The sequence below is a fragment of the Pseudomonas sp. OV226 genome (genome assembly GCF_003148705.1).
In the GTDB taxonomy this organism is placed as follows: domain Bacteria; phylum Pseudomonadota; class Gammaproteobacteria; order Pseudomonadales; family Pseudomonadaceae; genus Aquipseudomonas.
This window is the reverse complement of sequence record NZ_QGGS01000001.1, coordinates 247,294-266,447: the sequence shown is the minus strand read 5'-3', so window position 1 is coordinate 266,447 and position 19,154 is coordinate 247,294. Positions and strand designations below refer to the sequence as shown.

Genomic DNA, 19,154 nt, shown 5'->3' with positions numbered 1-19,154 from the left:
AGCGTGGGAACGATCATGCCCTCATGAATCTTCTTCTATATCCAACAACAAATTCTCCAGCGCCTCGCGATACTCGCCCGGTTCCTTCCACATCCCTCGCTGCTGCGCTTCCAGCATCCGTTCGGTCATGTCTCGCAACGCATGCGGGTTGTGATCGCGAACGAAATCGCGAGTTGCCGGATCGAGCAAATAAGCGTCGGCCAGTAACGCGTACTGGTGATCGTCAATCAGTTGCGTAGTGGCGTCGAACGCAAACAGGTTGTCGACCGTCGCCGCCAGTTCAAACGCGCCTTTGTAGCCGTGACGCTTGACCCCGTCGATCCACTTTGGATTGGCCGCCCGGGAACGAATCACCCGGTTCAGCTCTTCCTTCAAGGTGCGGATTTTCGGCAAGTCCGGTTGACTGTGATCGCCGTGGTAACTGGCCGCGGCTTCACCGCTGAGGCTTTCTACGGCGGCGAGCATGCCGCCCTGGAACTGGTAATAATCGTTGGAATCGAGCAAGTCGTGCTCGCGATTGTCCTGGTTTTGCAGCACCGCTTGCACCTGGCTCAGGCGCTGGGCGAATTGTTCGCGAGCGGCGGTACCTTCGTCCGAGCCGCCATAAGCATAGCCGCCCCAGTTCAGGTATACCTCGGCCAGATCTTCGCGGCTTTGCCACAGACGCCCGTCGATGGCGCCCTGCACGCCGGCACCATACGCACCGGGTTTGGCCCCGAAAATTCGCCAACCGGCCTGACGATTCGCAGCGTCTTCATCCAGCCCCGATTGCATCAACGCTTCACGTTCGGCACGCACTTTGGCCGCCAACGGGTTCAGGTCGTCGGGCTCATCCAGCGCGGCGACCGCTTGCACCGCGGCGTCGAACAAGCGGATCAGGTTGGCAAAGGCATCGCGGAAAAAACCGGAGACGCGCAAGGTAACGTCCACACGCGGGCGGTCGAGCAAGCTCAGCGGCAGAATCTCGAAATCGTCGACCCGCTGACTGCCGGTCGCCCAGACCGGACGCACGCCCATCAGCGCCATGGCTTGGGCAATGTCGTCGCCGCCGGTGCGCATGGTCGCGGTGCCCCACACGGACAAACCGAGTTGGCGCAGATGATCGCCGTGGTCTTGCAGATGTCGTTCAAGGATCAGGTTGGCCGACTGGAAACCGATGCGCCACGCGGTGGTGGTCGGCAGGTTGCGCACGTCCACCGAATAGAAGTTGCGCCCGGTAGGCAGCACGTCCAGACGGCCGCGGCTGGGTGCGCCGCTGGGGCCGGCGGGAACGAAGCGGCCCTTCAGGGCGTCGAGCAGACCGCGCATTTCGGCTGGGCCGCAGGCGTCAAGGCGTGGTGCGACGACTTCGCGCAGGCTGTCGAGGATGGCTTGCACTTCTGCCCAGCGCGGAACCTGTGGGAGCGAGCTTGCTCGCGATAGCGGTGGGTCAATCGACATCAATGTTGAATGTTCAACCGCATCGCGAGCAAGCTCGCTCCCACAGAGTCCGCGCTCGGTGCTCAATGTTTGCGAGATGAGTTGTGCGGCGAACAATTCCAGTCGTTCACGGGTATCGCCCGCCGTACGCCAGAGTTCATCGTTCATCAGTTGCAGTTCAATTGGACGAGGCCCGGTCCACGGCTCGGCCAGCGCACAATCCAGCGGATCGAAACCCAACTCAAACGCTTTGGCCAACGCTCGCAGCAAACTGGATTGCGCACCACGACCATCGCCACGGGGAATCCGCAGCAAGGCCAGCAAGGTGTCGATGCGCAAGCGCCCGGTCGGTGACTCGCCAAAGATGTGCAGGCCATCGCGAATCTGCGATTCCTTCAAATCGCACAGATAGGTGTCCAGACGCGGCAACCAGATCGCTGCGTCGGCATCGCTGTCGAGTTTTTCGTCCAGTTGCAGTTCGCGATCAATGTGCGTGTCGCGCACCAGTTGCAGGATGTCGCGCTGCAATTCCCGAGCACGACGCGGATCGAGCAGTTGCGCTTCGTAATACTCGTCGGCCAGCAATTCGAGATTGCGCAGTGGTCCGTAGGTTTCAGCGCGGGTCAGCGGCGGCATCAGGTGATCGATGATCACCGCTTGAGTGCGGCGCTTGGCCTGCGCGCCCTCGCCCGGGTCATTGACGATAAACGGATAAATGTTCGGCAGCGGCCCGAGCAATGCGTCCGGCCAGCAGTTTTCCGAGAGCCCGACACCTTTGCCCGGCAACCATTCGAGGTTGCCGTGCTTGCCGACGTGAATCACGCCGTGGGCCCCGTAGGTGTTGCGCAGCCAGAAGTAGAACGCCAGATAACCGTGCGGCGGCACCAGGTCCGGGTCGTGATACACCGCGCTCGGGTCCACCTGATAACCACGCGCCGGCTGAATGCCGACGAAGGTCAGGCCGAAGCGCAGGCCGGCGATCATCATTCGTCCGCCACGGCACATCGGATCGCTTTCGGGCGTGCCCCAGCGTTCCAGCACGGCTTGGCGGTTGGCCTCGGGCAAGGCGTCGAACATCTGCCGGTATTCGTCCAGCGTGAGGCTTTGATGGCAGGGACGCTGATCCAGGGTATCGAGGTCGTTGCTGACCCCGCCGAGTAATTGCTGGATCAACGCCGTTCCGCTGTCCGGTAACTCGGCCGACAGCGGATAACCCTCGACCTGCAGCGCACGCAAGATATTCAACGCGGCGGCCGGGGTATCGAGGCCGACGCCATTGCCGATGCGCCCATCCCGGGTCGGGTAGTTGGCGAGAATCAGGGCGATACGTTTTTCGCTGTTCGCCAGCCGCGCCAGATCGATCCAGCGCCGCGCCAGTTCGGCGACGAAATCCATGCGTTCGGGTTGAGGACGATAGCAAACGACGTCCGACTGACTGCGCTCGCTGCGCCACGCCAAGTCCTTGAAGCTGATCGGGCGGCTGATGATGCGGCCGTCCAGTTCCGGCAATGCGATGTGCATCGCCAGGTCACGCGGGCCGAGGCCTTGCTCACTGGCGCGCCATCCGGGCTCGTTGTCTTGGGCGCAAATCGCCTGAATCACCGGGATGTTGCGGCGAAACGGTCGCAGGTGCGGCGCTTCGGGGCTGGATTGGGCGAAACTGGTGGTGTTCAAAATCACCCCCGCCTCGACTTCATCCAGCCAATCCTCGACCACCGTCAGGCAGCCGGGCTCTTTCAAACTGGCCACGGCAATCGGCAAGGGATTTAACCCCGCCGCCTGCAAACGCTGGCAGAAAACATCGATAAAACCGGTATTGGCCGCCTGCAAATGCGAGCGGTAAAACAACACCGCCGCCACCGGTTGATCGGCGTGCCAATCGGCTTGCCAGTCTTTCAGGGCTGCGGGGCTTTTTTTCGGATGGTAAATCGCCGTGCGCGGCAGGGTTTGGGGCTCGGCCCAGGCGTAATCGCGGCCAAGCCATTGAGTGGCCAGGCAGCGGAAAAAATCCAGGGCATTGCCCATGCCGCCCTGACGCAAAAACTGCCAGAGCCGGTCGCGATCGCCGGCCGCCACGGTGCTCAGGTCGCTGAGTTCCGGGTCCGGGCGATCATCACCCGGCACCAGAATCAGTTGCACGTCCCGCTGGGAAAGCTCCACCAGCCGCTCGATGCCGTAACGCCAATAGGCGATGCCGCCGTGCAGCGAAATCAGAATCACCTTGGCGTGCCGCAGCACTTCGTCGACATACAGGTCGACCGAGGCATGGTTTTGCACCTGCATCGGGTTGGCCAGGCGCACGCTGGGATAATCATCGGGCAATTGCTGCGCGGCTTCTGCGAGCAGCGCCAGGCTGGAATCGCCGCTGCACAGGATCACCAGCTCGGCGGGGGTTTGTCCAAGGTCGGCGATGTTGTCGTCCGACACGAAACCGCCGGGCTGGGTCCTGAGCAGGTGCATGGCTTAAACGCTGAGCGCGGCGCGCAACTGCGCTTCGAGTTGCGCGGCGTCCAGGTCTTGACCGATCAACACCAAGCGCGTGGTCCGCGCCTCATCGGCGCCCCACTGACGGTCAAAGTGCTTGTCGAAACGCGTGCCCACGCCCTGAATCAGCAAACGCATCGGTTTGTTGGGGATCGCGGCGAAGCCTTTCACACGCAGGATGCCGTGCTTGACCACCAGTTGGGTCAGCGCATCCAGCAGCAGGCTTTCGTCGGCTTGCGGCAGTTCGAGGGAGATCGAGTCAAACGCATCGTGATCGTGGTCGTCATGGTCATCACCGTCGTGGTGATGGTCGTGATGGCTGTGACGGCTGTCAATGTGCTCTTCGGAGCCGGCACCGAGGCCGATCAGCACGTCCAGCGGTAGGCGACCGCTGCTGGCTTCGATGACTTTGACCGCCGGCGGCAATTCTTCAGCGACTTCAAGGCGCACGCGGGCCAGGTCTTCAGGGCTGATCAGGTCGGCCTTGTTGAGGATCACCAGGTCGGCGCTGGCCAATTGGTCGGCGAACAGCTCGTGCAGCGGCGATTCATGGTCCAGGTTCGGGTCGAGTTTACGCTGGGCGTCGACCTGATCCGGGAACGCGGCAAAGGTGCCGGCGGCCACGGCCGGGCTGTCGACGACGGTAATGACCGCGTCGACGGTGCAGGCACTGCGGATTTCCGGCCATTGGAAGGCTTGAACCAACGGTTTTGGCAGGGCCAGGCCCGAGGTTTCGATGAGGATGTGATCGAGGTCGCCGCGACGGGCAACCAGTTCGCGCATCACCGGGAAGAATTCTTCCTGAACCGTGCAGCACAGGCAGCCGTTGGCCAACTCATAAACGCGACCGTTGGCTTCTTCTTCGGTGCAGCCGATGGAGCACTGCTTGAGGATTTCGCCGTCAATGCCCAGCTCGCCAAACTCGTTGACGATCACCGCGATGCGACGGCCCTGAGCGTTGTCGAGCATGTGCCGCAGCAGCGTGGTTTTGCCCGAGCCGAGGAAACCGGTAACGATGGTGACGGGGAGTTTGGCCAGTGTTTTCATCGGATGCCCTTTGGCTTTGGTGGCGGGCATACGGGACGACGACCGGCAGCGCGCACGCGCATGCCTGAAGAGTTCGCCACCGGATCACCCCGCCCGGTTGAAAGTGAGAATCTGTGTCGAGGCAGGTCTCCTGGCTGACGGCTGGCCAGTCGATTGACTGGCGGTTGCTGCGCCTTCCCGCTCGCGCCATGGCTGGCGCATGCAGTGGCATGGCAGAAACTGAACCGTTCACAGTTGCGGGGGCAGCCGCGGCATTGACCGCGTTCCCTTCTTAGCTTCGACAAACGCCGAAGAACCTCGAAAGCGCAAGGCTACGCATCGCTTGGGAGCGGGTCAATGTCTTGTGGCGGCCATCAGGACGCTTTCGCGGGCAAGCCTTGCTCCTACAGGATTAGGGCGGTCTTGTAGGCGCAAGGCTTGCCCGCGATAGCGTCGACACAAAGGCGAGTTGAGAACCCTTGCCAATTGACGGCCAACCCCCGCCCATGCTCTCCTACACGCCTTGTTACGGGTGCCCTTCACAGGGTGAAACGGGAAACCGGTGAATCATGTGCTTTACTCAAAGCCATGTCAGTCCGGTGCTGCCCCCGCAACGGTAAGCGAGCGAAGCATCAAATCCACTGTGCCAGCAGTTCGGCATGGGAAGGTGATGTTTGCAGGCCACGGCGAAAGCCAACGCCCCTCGTGAGCCCGGAGACCGGCCCGCAACACACAGTGACCCTTACGGTCACGGAACAACAAACCCGCGGTGGGCGGGCGCTGTTTGAACGTCTGCGAGCCCGAATCGCAGGGGTTTTCCATGCGCTCTATTCACCCGCTGACAGACCAGAGGGAAGCGCGCCATGTCGATCATCACCAGCACCGGCTCCAGCAGCACCGCCAGCACCACCACAACCCTGACCCAACGCCTGACCGCCGCCGTGTGTGCGTCGATCCTGGGCGCGTGCCTTGTCTATTTCGCCGGTTTCTCGCACATAGAAGCGGTGCACAACGCCGCGCACGATACCCGTCACAGCTCTGCGTTCCCGTGCCATTGAGACCTGCCCAAATGATCAAGCGTATTGCGCAAACCGCAGGTTTCACCGGGTTGCTGGCCGCCCTGTTGCTGACCCTGCTGCAAAGTTTCTGGGTGGCACCGCTGATCCTTCAGGCCGAAACCTACGAAAAAGCCGAGCCGGCAGTGGTTCAACCCCATGAACACGCCGACGGCGCCATGGCCGCTCATACCCACGACGCCGAAGCCTGGGAGCCGGAAGACGGCTGGCAGCGCGTGCTGTCGACCACCGGCGGCAACCTGGTGGTCGCGGTCGGTTTTGCCCTGATGCTTGCCGGTCTCTATACCCTGCGGGCGCCAAACAGCACCGCACAAGGTCTGCTCTGGGGCTTGGCCGGTTACGCGACGTTCGTCCTCGCACCGACCCTCGGCCTGCCACCTGAATTGCCGGGCACTGCCGCAGCCGATCTGGCACAACGGCAGATCTGGTGGATCGGCACGGCGGCGTCCACAGCAGCCGGCATCGCCCTGATCGTGTTCAGCCGTCATTGGCTGATGAAAGTGCTGGGCGCGGCGATTCTGGCCACTCCACATGTCATCGGCGCACCTCAGCCGGAAGTGCATTCGATGCTCGCGCCGGAAGCCCTGGAAGCGCAGTTCAAAATCGCTTCGCAGCTGACCAACGTGGCGTTCTGGCTGGCCTTGGGCCTGATCAGTGCCTGGTTGTTCCGACGCAAAAACGATGGCCAATACCACGCATGACAGAGACCCGCACAGCGCCGACGTTAGTGGTCGGCCTGGGCTGCCAGCGCGGCTGCCCCGCCAGCACGCTGCGGGCATTGCTTGATCAGGCGTTACAGGCTCATCAAGTCGGACTTCACGAAATAAAGGCCCTGGCCAGCATCGACCTGAAACGCGACGAGTCGGGTCTGGTCGAGCTGGCCGCACAACTCGAGTTGCCGTTGTTGTTTTTCAGCAGTGAACAATTGGCCTGCTATCACACCAAACTCACCCATCGTTCAGACATCGCCTTCGAGCGCACGGGCTGTTATGGCGTAGCGGAAAGTGCTGCCCTGGCATTGGCCGAACAATTGGCCCAGGCGCCAGCGAAGTTGCTGATATCCCGACAAAAATACGCTCAGGCGACCCTGGCATTGGCCGGCGCTGCGTAAAATCCCTGGTAATCGCGCATTCGATCATGAGCAATCTTCATCTGAAGCCGTTGCCCTGCCCCTTTTCTCACAGGAACCGACGATGACCGTCTACTTCATTGGCGCAGGCCCCGGCGACCCGGAACTGATCACGGTCAAAGGCCAACGGCTGATTCGCAGCTGCCCGGTGATCATCTATGCCGGCTCCCTGGTGCCCGTGGCCGTGCTGGAAGGCCATCGCGCCGAACAGGTGGTCAACAGCGCCGAATTACACCTGGAACAGATCATCGAACTGATCAAAACCGCCCACGCCAAGGGCCAGGACGTGGCACGGGTGCATTCCGGCGATCCGAGCCTGTATGGCGCGATTGGCGAACAGATTCGCTACCTGCGTGAGCTCGACATTCCGTTTGAAATCGTACCGGGCGTAACGGCGACAGCGGCGTGCGCGGCGCTTTTAGGGGCGGAACTGACCCTGCCGGACATTTCGCAAAGCGTGATTTTGACCCGCTACGCGGACAAGACAGCCATGCCGGCTGGCGAAGAACTGGGCAGCCTGGCGCAACATGGGGCGACCATGGCCATTCATTTGGGCGTCAATCACCTGGAGAAAATCCTCGCTGAACTGCTGCCGCATTACGGCGCGGACTGCCCGATCGCGGTGATCCACCGGGCGACCTGGCCGGATCAGGATTGGGTAGTGGGGACACTTGAGGACATTGCCGGGAAGGTTGAAGCGAAGGGATTTCGGCGCACGGCGTTGATTTTGGTCGGGCGGGTATTGGGGAGTGACCAGTTCAGCGCCTCGTCGCTGTATCGCGCGGGGCATGCGCATCTCTATCGCCCATAGGGCCTCTTCGCGAGCAAGCCCGCTCCCACATTTGATCTTCGTCGTACACAAAATTTGTTTTCGCGGGAGATTCAATGTGGGAGCGGGCTTGCTCGCGAAGGGGCCAGCGAACTCCACCCATAAAAAAACGGCACTCACGGGTGCCGTTTTTTCATTTCGCAGCGAACACCTTAGTAGTAGGCGTTTTCTTTCTGCGTGTGGTCGGTGACGTCACGAACACCCTTGAGCTCAGGAATACGCTCAAGCAACGTGCGCTCGATGCCTTCCTTCAGGGTCACGTCCGCCTGGCCACAGCCCTGGCAACCACCGCCGAATTTCAGAACGGCGATACCGTCTTCAACGACATCGATCAGGCTGACCTGACCGCCGTGGCTCGCCAGCCCCGGGTTGATCTCGGTTTGCAGGTAGTAATTGATACGCTCGTTAACCGGGCTGTCGGCATTGACCATCGGCACTTTGGCGTTTGGCGCCTTGATGGTCAGTTGGCCGCCCATGCGGTCGGTGGCGTAGTCGACCACCGCATCGTCCAGGAAGGCTTCACTGAAGTGATCGATGTAAGCGGTGAAGCTTTTGAGCCCCAGCGCCGTGTCTTCAAGTTTTTCTTCGCCCGGCTTGCAGTAGGCAATGCAGGTTTCGGCGTACTGGGTGCCAGGCTGGGTGATAAAGACGCGGATACCGATACCCGGGGTGTTCTGCTTGGAAAGCAGGTCAGCCAGGTAATCATGGGCGGCGTCGGTAATGGTTATAGCGGTCATGGAAACTCCTCGCAGGCTTGGGCGCAGTTTACGCCAATCATCGCGCCGCACAAAGTCCTAGTATTTTTGTCAGGAAAGAAATGGTGATCCCTTGTAGGAGCGGGCTTGCCCGCGAACGCGTCAGGTCATTCAACATTTATGTTGAATGTGACGACCTCTTCGCGGGCAAGCCCGCTCCCACAGGGAATTGCAGTGGCTCAGAGATTCTCGTAGCGATTCATATCCAGCACGCCCTCTTCCACCGGGTCGGTTTCGTGGACGTAACGGCTGAGGTCGTGGAAATAGAACCAGAATTGCGGATGACTGCGACGAATCCCCCACCGTTCGACGATTTTCTCGAAATCATCCGTGTCTTTGGCGTTTTCCATTGCAGCGACGAACGCCGGGACCTGGTCGGCCGGAATGTTGAACATAAAGTTCGGGTAACTGCTGAGTACACCCGGGTAAATGGTCAACGTGTCGAGCCCCGGCTGGTAGCGCAAAGATTCACCGAGCAGGAACGCCACATTGCTGTGCGCACGGTTGCGCAACAGGCTGTAGGCCACGCGTTTGCCGCTCGTCGTTTCGATACGCAACATCGTTGCTTCCGGCAACTGGTCGATGACCCTCAAGCCGGCTGCCGGGCGCGAAGTCAGGCGACTCAATACTTGTTCGGCGTCCTGCAAGTCCGGGTCGATATTCGGCCGCGAGCAATACGCACCATTGCACCGGTTGATCGGATCGGGGTTGGCATTGAGTTCGCCGTAACGGGCCAGCAACTGCATGGCGAAATCGCGCTTGGGGTCTTTCTCGTCGAGTTTCAGCGCGGTCGGTTTGTCGTCATCGATGGACTCATAGTCCAGCCACATCTTGAACTTGCCGCTGTTCTGGTACCAATCGTCGAGGTAGCCGTCCCGTGAGTCGGCCGGCATCAGGCGCAGGAAGTTCTGTTCGGCGCCGTTACGGATCAGGTCAAAGTACAGGCGGGTCTGGGCCTGGTGGGAAACGTTGCCGAACACGTCGAAGTTCACCGCCAATTGGTAGTAGGTGCGCTCCAGCAGCGGAAAATCGAACAGCCACATGGTTTGCGGCACATCGCCGATCAAGCCTTTGTTCACCGACGCACTGTCGAAGTGGCGGAAGATCGTCAGTAACGCGTTGTCATTCCCCGCCCACAAGGTCGACCAGCTAGGCGCCGGTGCGTCGGCGTAATTGTCCCGGCGCAGCGCTTCGTATTCGTTACGCTTGTCGCGGTAGCCATGCCACAGGCTCAAGACGCTACCGACATCGTCATTCTGACCCGGCATGGCCAGTAACGGTGTGGCCTGGCCGCGGTAATTCGGGTCGGTGATATAGAGGTCGTGCTCAGGGGCCTGGAACAGCGCCCAGAAGTTGTCGCGAATCACATCCGTGGCGATCTGCCCACGGCAAACCGGGCCACGAATGAACGTGCGCACGAAGTATTCGGCGTTATCGAGCATGAACTGGTAGCGCGCCTGCGCCGGAATAGCTTCGAAGGTATCGAACGGATTGGCCCGCCGTTCCGGCCCGTAGCCTGGCAAGGCGTTGACCTGCCAGTTGCCGCTATAGAACAGGCTTTTGACCCGCGCCATCTTCGCCGCACTCAGCGGATAGGTGATGTGGGTTTTCTGCACAATCACACCCTGCACCGGCCACAAGCGGTAATACACCTGAGTACCCGGGTCATCATTCGGACGGCGTGTGTTGATCAGGTCAATCGGCTGACCGGTGGGCGTACGCGAGCGCACCCACTGGAAAAAGTGCCCTGGCTCGCCGTCCTTGAAATAGAGATGGGCAAGAAACCAGTGCTCGAACAACCAGCGGGCCACCAGACTTTGCCGGGAGCCGGGGGCGTTGAGCAGGTTTTCCCACTGCACCACCTGCAACGCTTCTTTCGCGCTCGGCACCAGCCCCTGTTCATCAATCGGCGCACCCGAGGCCAGCCAGCGCTGCAGCGTCTGGTATTGCTGGTCGGTCAGGCCGGTGACCGCCAGCGGCATGCCTTCTTTGGGATGTGAACGGGCATAGCCGTCGAACTCCGCTGGCATGGCGCAGCTGTTTTCCCGGTTCAGACCCAGCACGATCTCGTCCGGCAATTTGGCATTGGGCTGCAAGGGGGTTTTATGGCCCAGCTCAAGCATCCGCGCCATCAACGCAGCCTGACTGCCTTGAGCGTCCAGCACGGGGAAGAAGCCCTTCTGCTGCCAGGCATGCTTGCCAAAGGCATCGTAAAACAGGCGGGTCGGTGCTGCGGCCGTTCGGCGATCGCCATCGTAGACCGGCACTTTGGTCGCGCCACGTGCCGCCCCTTCGCCACTGCCCAGGTTGAGCTGACAGGCGGAATCGTTGCAGGCATGGCAGGCCACGCACTTTTCAGTAAAGATCGGTTGGATGTCCCGGCTGTAGGAAATAGCGGTGGAAATGGCCGGACCTTGCGCCGCGGCGTCCCAGCTTAGAAGCAGCATAAAAATGCTGGTGATGACGCGATACGACATATCCCTGGTCCCAATCTTGAAAAATCGCCGCGATTCTACCGGGCAGGCACCCTGTCCAACATGAACGATATTCATGCAAAATCGGGGCATGCTCTAAAAGCGCACAGGTTTGCTATGATCCGGCCCCTTCGTCATGGTCTTTCCGAGTAGTCCAAATGTCCGATCGCAGTGTTCGCCTTCAAGCTCTCAAGCACGCCCTCAAAGAGCGCATCCTGATTCTCGATGGCGGCATGGGCACGATGATCCAGAGCTACAAGCTCGAAGAGCAGGATTACCGTGGCAAACGTTTTGCTGACTGGCCAAGCGATGTCAAAGGCAACAACGACCTTCTGGTGCTGACTCGCCCGGATGTGATTGGTGGCATCGAAAAAGCCTACCTGGACGCCGGCGCCGACATCCTGGAAACCAACACCTTCAATGCCACCCAGATTTCCCTGGCCGACTACGGCATGCAGGGCCTGGCGTACGAGTTAAACGTAGAAGGCGCACGCCTGGCCCGCAAGGTGGCCGACGCCAAGACCCTCGAAACCCCGGACAAGCCGCGCTTCGTCGCCGGCGTACTGGGCCCGACCAGCCGTACCTGTTCGTTGTCGCCAGACGTGAACAACCCTGGCTACCGCAACGTGACCTTTGATGAGTTGGTGGTGAACTACACCGAGTCCACCAAAGGCCTGATCGAAGGCGGCGCCGACCTGATCCTGATCGAAACCATCTTCGACACCCTGAACGCCAAAGCCGCGATCTTCGCCGTGCAAGGTGTGTTCGAAGAGTTGGGCATCGAGTTGCCGATCATGATCTCCGGCACCATTACCGATGCTTCTGGCCGAACCCTGTCCGGGCAAACCACCGAAGCGTTCTGGAACTCCGTGGCGCACGCCAAGCCCATCTCGGTCGGTCTGAACTGCGCCCTCGGCGCCCGCGAACTGCGCCCGTACCTGGAAGAGCTGTCGAACAAGGCCAGCACCCACGTTTCCGCGCACCCGAACGCCGGCCTGCCGAACGAATTCGGTGAGTACGACGAGTTGCCGGTGGACACCGCCAAGGTCATCGAAGAGTTCGCTCAAAGTGGCTTCCTGAATATCGTCGGCGGCTGCTGCGGCACCACCCCGGGCCACATCGAAGCCATCGCCAAAGCCGTGGCCGGTTACGCACCGCGTGAAATTCCGGAGATCCCCAAGGCCTGCCGTCTGTCGGGCCTGGAACCGTTCACCATTGATCGCAGCTCGTTGTTCGTCAACGTCGGCGAGCGGACCAACATCACCGGCTCCGCAAAATTTGCCCGCCTGATCCGTGAAGACAACTACACCGAAGCCCTGGAAGTCGCCCTGCAGCAGGTCGAAGCCGGCGCGCAGGTGATTGACATCAACATGGACGAAGGGATGCTCGATTCGAAGAAGGCCATGGTGACCTTCCTCAATCTGATTGCCGGCGAGCCAGACATCTCCCGCGTACCGATCATGATCGACTCCTCCAAATGGGAAGTGATCGAAGCCGGCCTGAAATGCATTCAGGGCAAGGGCATCGTCAACTCGATCAGCATGAAAGAAGGCGTCGAGCAGTTCATTCATCACGCCAAGCTGTGCAAGCGCTACGGCGCCGCGGTGGTCGTAATGGCGTTCGACGAAGCCGGCCAGGCCGACACCGAAGCGCGTAAAAAGGAAATCTGCAAACGTTCCTACGACATTCTGGTCAACGAAGTGGGCTTCCCGCCGGAAGACATCATTTTCGACCCGAACATTTTCGCCGTGGCCACCGGTATCGAAGAACACAACAACTACGCTGTGGACTTCATCAATGCCTGCGCCTACATCCGCGACGAACTGCCGTATGCCCTGACCTCGGGCGGCGTGTCCAACGTGTCGTTCTCGTTCCGTGGCAACAACCCGGTGCGCGAGGCGATTCACTCGGTGTTCCTGCTGTATGCGATCCGCAACGGCCTGACCATGGGTATCGTCAACGCCGGCCAGCTGGAGATCTACGACCAGATCCCGCAAGAGCTGCGCGATGCCGTCGAAGACGTGATCCTCAACCGCACCCCGGAAGGCACCGACGCCCTCCTCGCCATCGCCGACAAATACAAAGGCGACGGCAGCGTCAAGGAAGCCGAGACCGAAGAATGGCGCGGCTGGCCGGTCAACAAGCGTCTGGAGCATGCGCTGGTCAAGGGCATCACCACCCACATCGTGGAAGACACCGAAGAATCTCGCCAATCGTTCGCCCGCCCGATCGAAGTGATCGAAGGCCCGCTGATGTCCGGCATGAACATCGTCGGCGACCTGTTCGGCGCCGGCAAAATGTTCCTGCCCCAGGTGGTGAAATCCGCCCGTGTCATGAAGCAGGCCGTGGCGCACTTGATCCCGTTCATCGAACTGGAAAAAGGCGACAAGCCAGAAGCCAAGGGCAAGATCCTGATGGCCACGGTAAAAGGCGACGTGCACGACATCGGCAAGAACATCGTTGGCGTGGTACTGGGCTGTAACGGCTACGACATCGTCGACCTCGGCGTGATGGTCCCAGCGGAAAAAATCCTGCAAGTGGCCAAAGAGCAGAAGTGCGACATCATCGGCCTGTCCGGCCTGATCACGCCTTCGCTGGATGAAATGGTCCACGTCGCGCGCGAAATGCAGCGCCAGGACTTCTACCTGCCGTTGATGATCGGGGGCGCGACCACCTCCAAAGCCCACACGGCGGTAAAAATCGAACCCAAGTACAGCAACGACGCGGTGATCTACGTGACGGACGCCTCCCGCGCCGTGGGCGTGGCGACACAATTGCTGTCCAAGGAACTGAAACCGGCATTCGTCGAGAAAACCCGCCTGGAATACATCGACGTTCGCGAACGCACGGCCAACCGCAGTGCCCGCACCGAACGCCTGAGCTACCCGGCAGCCATTGCCAAGAAGCCGCAGTTCGACTGGAGCACTTACGCGCCGGTCAAACCGACGTTCACCGGCTCCAAAGTGCTGGACAATATCGACCTCAAAGTCCTGGCCGAATACATCGACTGGACGCCGTTTTTCATCTCCTGGGACCTGGCCGGCAAATTCCCGCGCATTCTCGAAGACGAAGTGGTTGGCGAAGCGGCTACCTCGCTGTACGCCGATGCCCAGGAAATGCTCGCCAAGTTGATTGACGAAAAGCTGATCAGTGCCCGCGCAGTGTTTGGCTTCTGGCCGGCCAACCAGGTGCGTGAAGATGACATTGAAGTCTACGGCGATGACGGCAAGGCGATTGCCAAGCTGCATCACCTGCGCCAGCAAATCATCAAGACCGACGGCAAACCGAACTTCTCGCTGGCCGACTTTGTCGCGCCCAAAGACAGTGAAGTGACCGACTACGTGGGCGGTTTCATCACCACCGCGGGCATTGGCGCCGAAGAAGTGGCCAAGGCTTATCAAGACGCGGGCGACGATTACAACTCGATCATGGTCAAGGCACTGGCCGACCGTTTGGCCGAGGCCTGCGCCGAATGGCTGCACCAACAGGTCCGTAAAGACTATTGGGGTTATGCCAAGGACGAGACGCTCGACAACGAGGCGCTGATCAAAGAGCAATACACCGGCATCCGCCCGGCACCCGGCTACCCGGCCTGCCCGGATCACACCGAAAAATCCACGTTGTTCAAACTGCTGGACCCGGAAGCCGAAGAGCTGAAGGCCGGTCGCAGCGGTGTGTTCCTGACCGAGCACTACGCGATGTTCCCGGCAGCGGCGGTCAGTGGCTGGTACTTCGCTCACCCGCAGGCGCAGTACTTTGCCGTGGGCAAGATCGACAAGGATCAGGTGCAGAGCTACACCTCGCGCAAAGGCCAGGAATTGAGCGTCACCGAACGCTGGTTGGCACCTAACCTCGGTTACGACAACTAAGTCAGCTACCTGGCCACAATACTGTGGCCAGCAGTGATTCCCTTGTGGGAGCGAGCCTGCTCGCTCCCACAGTTGTTTGTGTCCGCCGTAGGTCTATGCTTATGGCTCAAACATAAATGACGGGGGATGTATGGACGATCCAGTCGACAACAAGCCGCCAACCTTCTGGCAAATGCTGCACAGCGTCATGGCAGCAGCGTTCGGGGTGCAGAGCGGGAAGAACCGGGCCCGGGATTTCACTCACGGCAAACCGAGTCATTTCGTGATTCTGGGGATTTTGTTCACAACGGTGTTCGCGCTGATCCTGTACGGCATCGTGCAACTGGTGGTGCATCTGGCCGGGGTCTAGCGCATCAGTGTTTGCAGGGTGAACGGGTAGCGGTAGGACGTCGGTCGCCCTTTGGCTGAGAGTCGACGGAAGTTCACGCCGTAGTCCGGCGTTGCCCCCATGGCCAGCATTCGCTTGGCTTGCGCCTTGTCGATCAGTTGCAACAACGGTATCTGTCGGTCACGGCCGCCGTACCGGTCGAGGTCGACGCCCCTGTCATAATCATGCAACTGCACCAACGCCCAGCCACCCAACGTGAAGTGACCGCCCAACAGCACGCTCAGACGACCGTCAATCATCGCCTGCAACGCGACGGGAGACGCAGAGATTGCGCTGAACAACGCATCTTTGCCGGGTTTTCCACCGGTTTCCTCGAACGCCTGCATCGCGCCAAACGCCATCTCGTCATTGGCTGACCACACCAGGGATACCTTGGGGTAACGCCGGAACAACAGCTTCGCCTGCTCATAGGCCCGCTCCCGGTTCCAGCCGCTGTAAACCAATTGGCGCAAACGCACTTCAGGGTGTTCGGCCAAGGCGCGCATCATCCCTTGCTCGCGCAGTTGCGCCGAGGGGGTAATTTTCAGCCCCGAGAACGCCAGCAACTCGATGGGCTGGCCGGGCACTGCCCGCGGGTGCTGGCGGATCAGTTCCTTGAGCATCAGGTAACCGCCCTCCTCGTCGTTAGGCACCAGACTGCCCACTTGGTCCTCACGCTCACCCAGCAGGCTCTGCTGATTGGCCGTCAGCGACGCATTAACCATGAACAGCTTTACCCCGCTGCCTTGAGCCAGGCGCAGGATTTGCGGGGCGACGTACTGTTCATTGGCGAAAACCAGGTAGTCCGGGCGATCAGGACCCTGGAGGGCCAGCCGGGCTTGCGCCACCGTGAGTTCAGGCATGCGCTGGGCATACAGAATTTTCAGGTCAATGCCCAAGTCTTTGGCGGCGGCTTGCATGAATTGAACGTAGCTGATCCAGAAGGCTTCCTGGGTGGTGCCGGGGCTCAGGAACAGCACCGACTCTGCACGCGCAGTCGGACCGTAAATCGCGCCAAACGCCAGCAGGAAGGTGTAGAAAAACTTCAACATTTAACGTCCGAGCCCCCGGAAATTCCGCCGCGCATTATAGCCAGTGAAGTTCCGTAAAACGGGGTTTATTACGGCTTTTGTCCGACAATCGTCGGGTAGGGGCCCGGACGGGGTCGTTTATTGATGACTGACCCAGAATACCGCCGTGCCCACGACCAGGATGATCAGAAACAAGATCGCCCAAGCATCGACCGTACTGTCAGGCTTTGTAGCTTTGGTAGGGTTGCTCATTGCATCGCCTCTTGTCGGTTTTATCGGTGATTGCACAAAGACTCGACCACAGTAAAGACGACGATTGCCCGCACCACAAATAAGGGTTTTGCAACAACGATTCTCATTAGGCGATTTGGTTCTTTACATATACTTAAACATCACTTTTGCGCATAACTGCAAACTGGTATCTTGCCCCGGCTCCGTGGGGAGTGCGCGGCCGTGCGCGCAGAATTGCAGAGGCTCTTTCGGACTCCGGCAAGCACAAAAACGCAGCTGTATCCGAGCGACCCAAGCCTGAGAACAGGACCTATATGTACGTATACGACGAATACGATCAGCGGATCATCGAGGACCGCGTCAAGCAGTTCCGTGATCAGACCCGACGCTATCTGGCAGGCGAGCTGAGCGAAGAAGAGTTCCGCCCCCTGCGCCTGCAAAATGGGCTTTACATCCAGCGATTCGCGCCGATGTTGCGAGTGGCGGTGCCTTACGGCCAACTGACTTCGCGTCAGATCCGCATGATGGCCAAGATTGCCCGCGACTATGACAAGGGCTATGCCCACATCAGTACCCGGCAGAACGTTCAGTTCAACTGGCCGGCCGTGGAAGACATTCCGGACATTCTGGCTGAACTGGCGACCGTGCAGATGCACGCGATCCAGACCAGCGGCAACTGCCTGCGCAACGTCACCACCGACCAGTTCGCCGGTGTTGCCGCCGATGAATTGATCGATCCGCGTCCATGGTGCGAGATCGTCCGTCAGTGGACCACGTTCCACCCGGAATTTGCCTACCTGCCGCGTAAATTCAAGATCGCTGTCAACGGTTCGACGTCCGACCGTGCCGCCATCGAAGTCCATGACATCGGCCTTGAGCCGGTACACAACGCCGCTGGCGAGCTGGGTTTCCGTGTGCTGGTCGGCGGTGGCCTGGGCCGTACGCCGGTGGTGGGCGCGTTCATCAATGAGTTCCTGCCGTGGCAAGACCTGTTGAGCTACCTCGACGCCATCCTGCGGGTCTACAACCGTTATGGCCGTCGCGACAACAAGTACAAGGCGCGGATCAAGATTCTGGTGAAGGCACTGACACCTGAAGTCTTCGCACAGAAAGTCGATGCGGAAATGGAACACCTTCGCGGTGGCCAGACCACGCTGACCGAAGCCGAAGTACATCGTGTTGCCAAACACTTCGTCGACCCGGACTACAAGGCCCTGGACAACCAGGCCGCCGAACTGGCCGAACTCGACCAGCAACACCCTGGTTTCGCACGCTGGCGCACCCGCAATACACTGGCGCACAAGAAGCCGGGTTATGTCGCCGTGACCCTGTCCCTGAAGCCAACCGGTGTTGCACCGGGCGACATCACCGACAAGCAGCTCGACGCTGTGGCCGACCTGGCCGACCGTTACAGCTTCGGTCAGCTGCGTACCTCGCACGAACAAAACATCATTCTGGCCGACGTGGAACAGTCCCGACTGTTCGCGATGTGGGGCGAGTTGCGCGAGCAAGGTTTCGCCACGCCGAACATTGGCTTGCTGACCGACATCATCTGCTGCCCGGGTGGCGACTTCTGCTCGCTGGCCAACGCCAAGTCGATCCCGATTGCCGAATCGATCCAGCGCCGCTTCGACGACCTGGACTACCTGTTCGACATCGGTGAACTGGACCTGAACATCTCCGGTTGCATGAACGCCTGTGGTCACCACCACGTCGGCCACATCGGCATCCTCGGGGTGGACAAGAAAGGCGAAGAGTTCTACCAGGTGTCCCTTGGTGGCAGTGCCAGCCGTGACGCCAGCCTGGGTAAAATCCTTGGCCCGTCCTTTGCCCAGGAAGCCATGCCTGACGTGATCGAAAAACTGATCGACGTGTACATCGAACAACGTACCGAAGACGAGCGTTTCATCGACACCTATCAGCGTATTGGCATCGACCTCTTCAAGGAGCGCGTCTATGCAGCGAATCATTAAGAACAACGAGGTCGTCGACGAAACCTGGCACCTGCTGCCCAAGGATTTCAACATCGACGAGATCAGCAACTGCGACGACCTCATCGTCCCCCTGCAGCTGTGGCGCGAACACAGCCGCATGCTCAAGGCCCGCGATGGCGGCCTGGGCGTCTGGCTGGATGCCGATGAAGAAGCCGAAGAAATTGGTGAAGACGTGGAGCAGTTCAAGGTCATCGCCTTGAACTTCCCGGCCTTCACCGACGGCCGCAACTACTCCAACGCCCGCCTGCTGCGTGACCGTTACGGTTTCAAAGGCGAACTGCGGGCGATTGGTGATGTACTGCGCGACCAGTTGTTCTACCTGCATCGCTGCGGTTTTGATGCGTTTGCAATTCGTCCCGACAAAGATCCGTACGAAGCCCTTGAAGGTCTCAAGGACTTCTCGGTGACCTATCAGGCCGCCACCGACGAACCGCTGCCGCTGTTCCGTCGCCGCTGATGGTCAAACCTTG

General features: G+C 60.2%; 13 protein-coding genes and 2 riboswitches. Of the genes, 8 read left to right on the top strand and 5 right to left on the bottom strand.

Features of this window, described 5'->3' with window-relative positions; translation table 11 throughout:
* Nucleotides 1-21 precede the first annotated feature (21 nt).
* The gene (gene cobN, locus C7534_RS01415) at nt 22-3,879 is read right to left on the bottom strand and encodes a cobaltochelatase subunit CobN (protein ID WP_109784708.1); all 3,858 of its coding nucleotides are present in this window, start codon (nt 3,877-3,879) and stop codon (nt 22-24) included.
* Between the two features lie 3 nt (nt 3,880-3,882).
* Nucleotides 3,883-4,950, bottom strand: coding sequence for a cobalamin biosynthesis protein CobW (gene cobW / locus C7534_RS01410; RefSeq protein ID WP_046027450.1), 1,068 nt, complete (start codon nt 4,948-4,950; stop codon nt 3,883-3,885).
* A gap of 103 nt (nt 4,951-5,053) precedes the next feature.
* Nucleotides 5,054-5,265: riboswitch (cobalamin riboswitch) on the bottom strand.
* A gap of 177 nt (nt 5,266-5,442) precedes the next feature.
* A riboswitch (cobalamin riboswitch) is annotated at nt 5,443-5,670 on the top strand.
* Nucleotides 5,671-5,792: 122 nt separating this feature from the next.
* Here cobW and C7534_RS01405 point away from each other — a divergent pair.
* From C7534_RS01405 to cobM, 4 genes are all read left to right on the top strand, one after another.
* Complete coding sequence (locus tag C7534_RS01405; protein ID WP_046027452.1) at nt 5,793-5,987, top strand: CbtB domain-containing protein; 195 nt, start codon at nt 5,793-5,795, stop codon at nt 5,985-5,987.
* An 11-nt stretch (nt 5,988-5,998) separates the two neighbouring features.
* Complete coding sequence (locus C7534_RS01400; protein ID WP_077430253.1) at nt 5,999-6,706, top strand: CbtA family protein; 708 nt, start codon at nt 5,999-6,001, stop codon at nt 6,704-6,706.
* Complete coding sequence (locus C7534_RS01395; RefSeq protein ID WP_109784707.1) at nt 6,703-7,116, top strand: cobalamin biosynthesis protein; 414 nt, start codon at nt 6,703-6,705, stop codon at nt 7,114-7,116. The genes C7534_RS01400 and C7534_RS01395 overlap by 4 nt, the downstream gene beginning before the upstream one ends.
* Nucleotides 7,117-7,198: 82 nt before the next feature.
* The gene (gene cobM, locus C7534_RS01390; RefSeq protein ID WP_109784706.1) at nt 7,199-7,945 is read left to right on the top strand and encodes a precorrin-4 C(11)-methyltransferase; all 747 of its coding nucleotides are present in this window, start codon (nt 7,199-7,201) and stop codon (nt 7,943-7,945) included.
* 170 nt (nt 7,946-8,115) lie between these two features.
* Here cobM and nfuA read toward each other — a convergent pair whose 3' ends face one another.
* Nucleotides 8,116-8,700, bottom strand: a complete 585-nt coding sequence (gene nfuA, locus C7534_RS01385; RefSeq protein ID WP_046027456.1) for a Fe-S biogenesis protein NfuA — start codon at nt 8,698-8,700, stop codon at nt 8,116-8,118.
* A gap of 197 nt (nt 8,701-8,897) precedes the next feature.
* A complete protein-coding gene (locus C7534_RS01375; RefSeq protein ID WP_109784705.1) occupies nt 8,898-11,195 on the bottom strand; it encodes a fatty acid cis/trans isomerase in 2,298 nt (765 codons plus the stop codon).
* Between the two features lie 155 nt (nt 11,196-11,350).
* Between C7534_RS01375 and metH the strand changes: the two genes are divergently transcribed.
* On the top strand, nt 11,351-15,061 hold the full coding sequence (metH, locus tag C7534_RS01370) for a methionine synthase (RefSeq protein ID WP_109784704.1): 3,711 nt from the start codon (nt 11,351-11,353) through the stop codon (nt 15,059-15,061).
* A 130-nt stretch (nt 15,062-15,191) separates the two neighbouring features.
* A complete protein-coding gene (locus C7534_RS01365) occupies nt 15,192-15,410 on the top strand; it encodes a DUF2970 domain-containing protein (RefSeq protein WP_046027459.1) in 219 nt (72 codons plus the stop codon).
* Here the strand turns inward: C7534_RS01365 and C7534_RS01360 are convergent.
* On the bottom strand, nt 15,407-16,480 hold the full coding sequence (locus C7534_RS01360; protein ID WP_046027460.1) for an ABC transporter substrate-binding protein: 1,074 nt from the start codon (nt 16,478-16,480) through the stop codon (nt 15,407-15,409). The genes C7534_RS01365 and C7534_RS01360 overlap by 4 nt on opposite strands.
* A gap of 524 nt (nt 16,481-17,004) precedes the next feature.
* Here C7534_RS01360 and C7534_RS01355 point away from each other — a divergent pair.
* The gene (locus tag C7534_RS01355) at nt 17,005-18,663 is read left to right on the top strand and encodes a nitrite/sulfite reductase (RefSeq protein WP_046027461.1); all 1,659 of its coding nucleotides are present in this window, start codon (nt 17,005-17,007) and stop codon (nt 18,661-18,663) included.
* Nucleotides 18,647-19,141: a DUF934 domain-containing protein gene (locus tag C7534_RS01350; protein WP_046027462.1), complete on the top strand. Its 495-nt coding sequence runs from the start codon at nt 18,647-18,649 to the stop codon at nt 19,139-19,141. Before C7534_RS01355 ends, C7534_RS01350 begins: the two co-directional genes overlap by 17 nt.
* Nucleotides 19,142-19,154 lie beyond the last annotated feature (13 nt).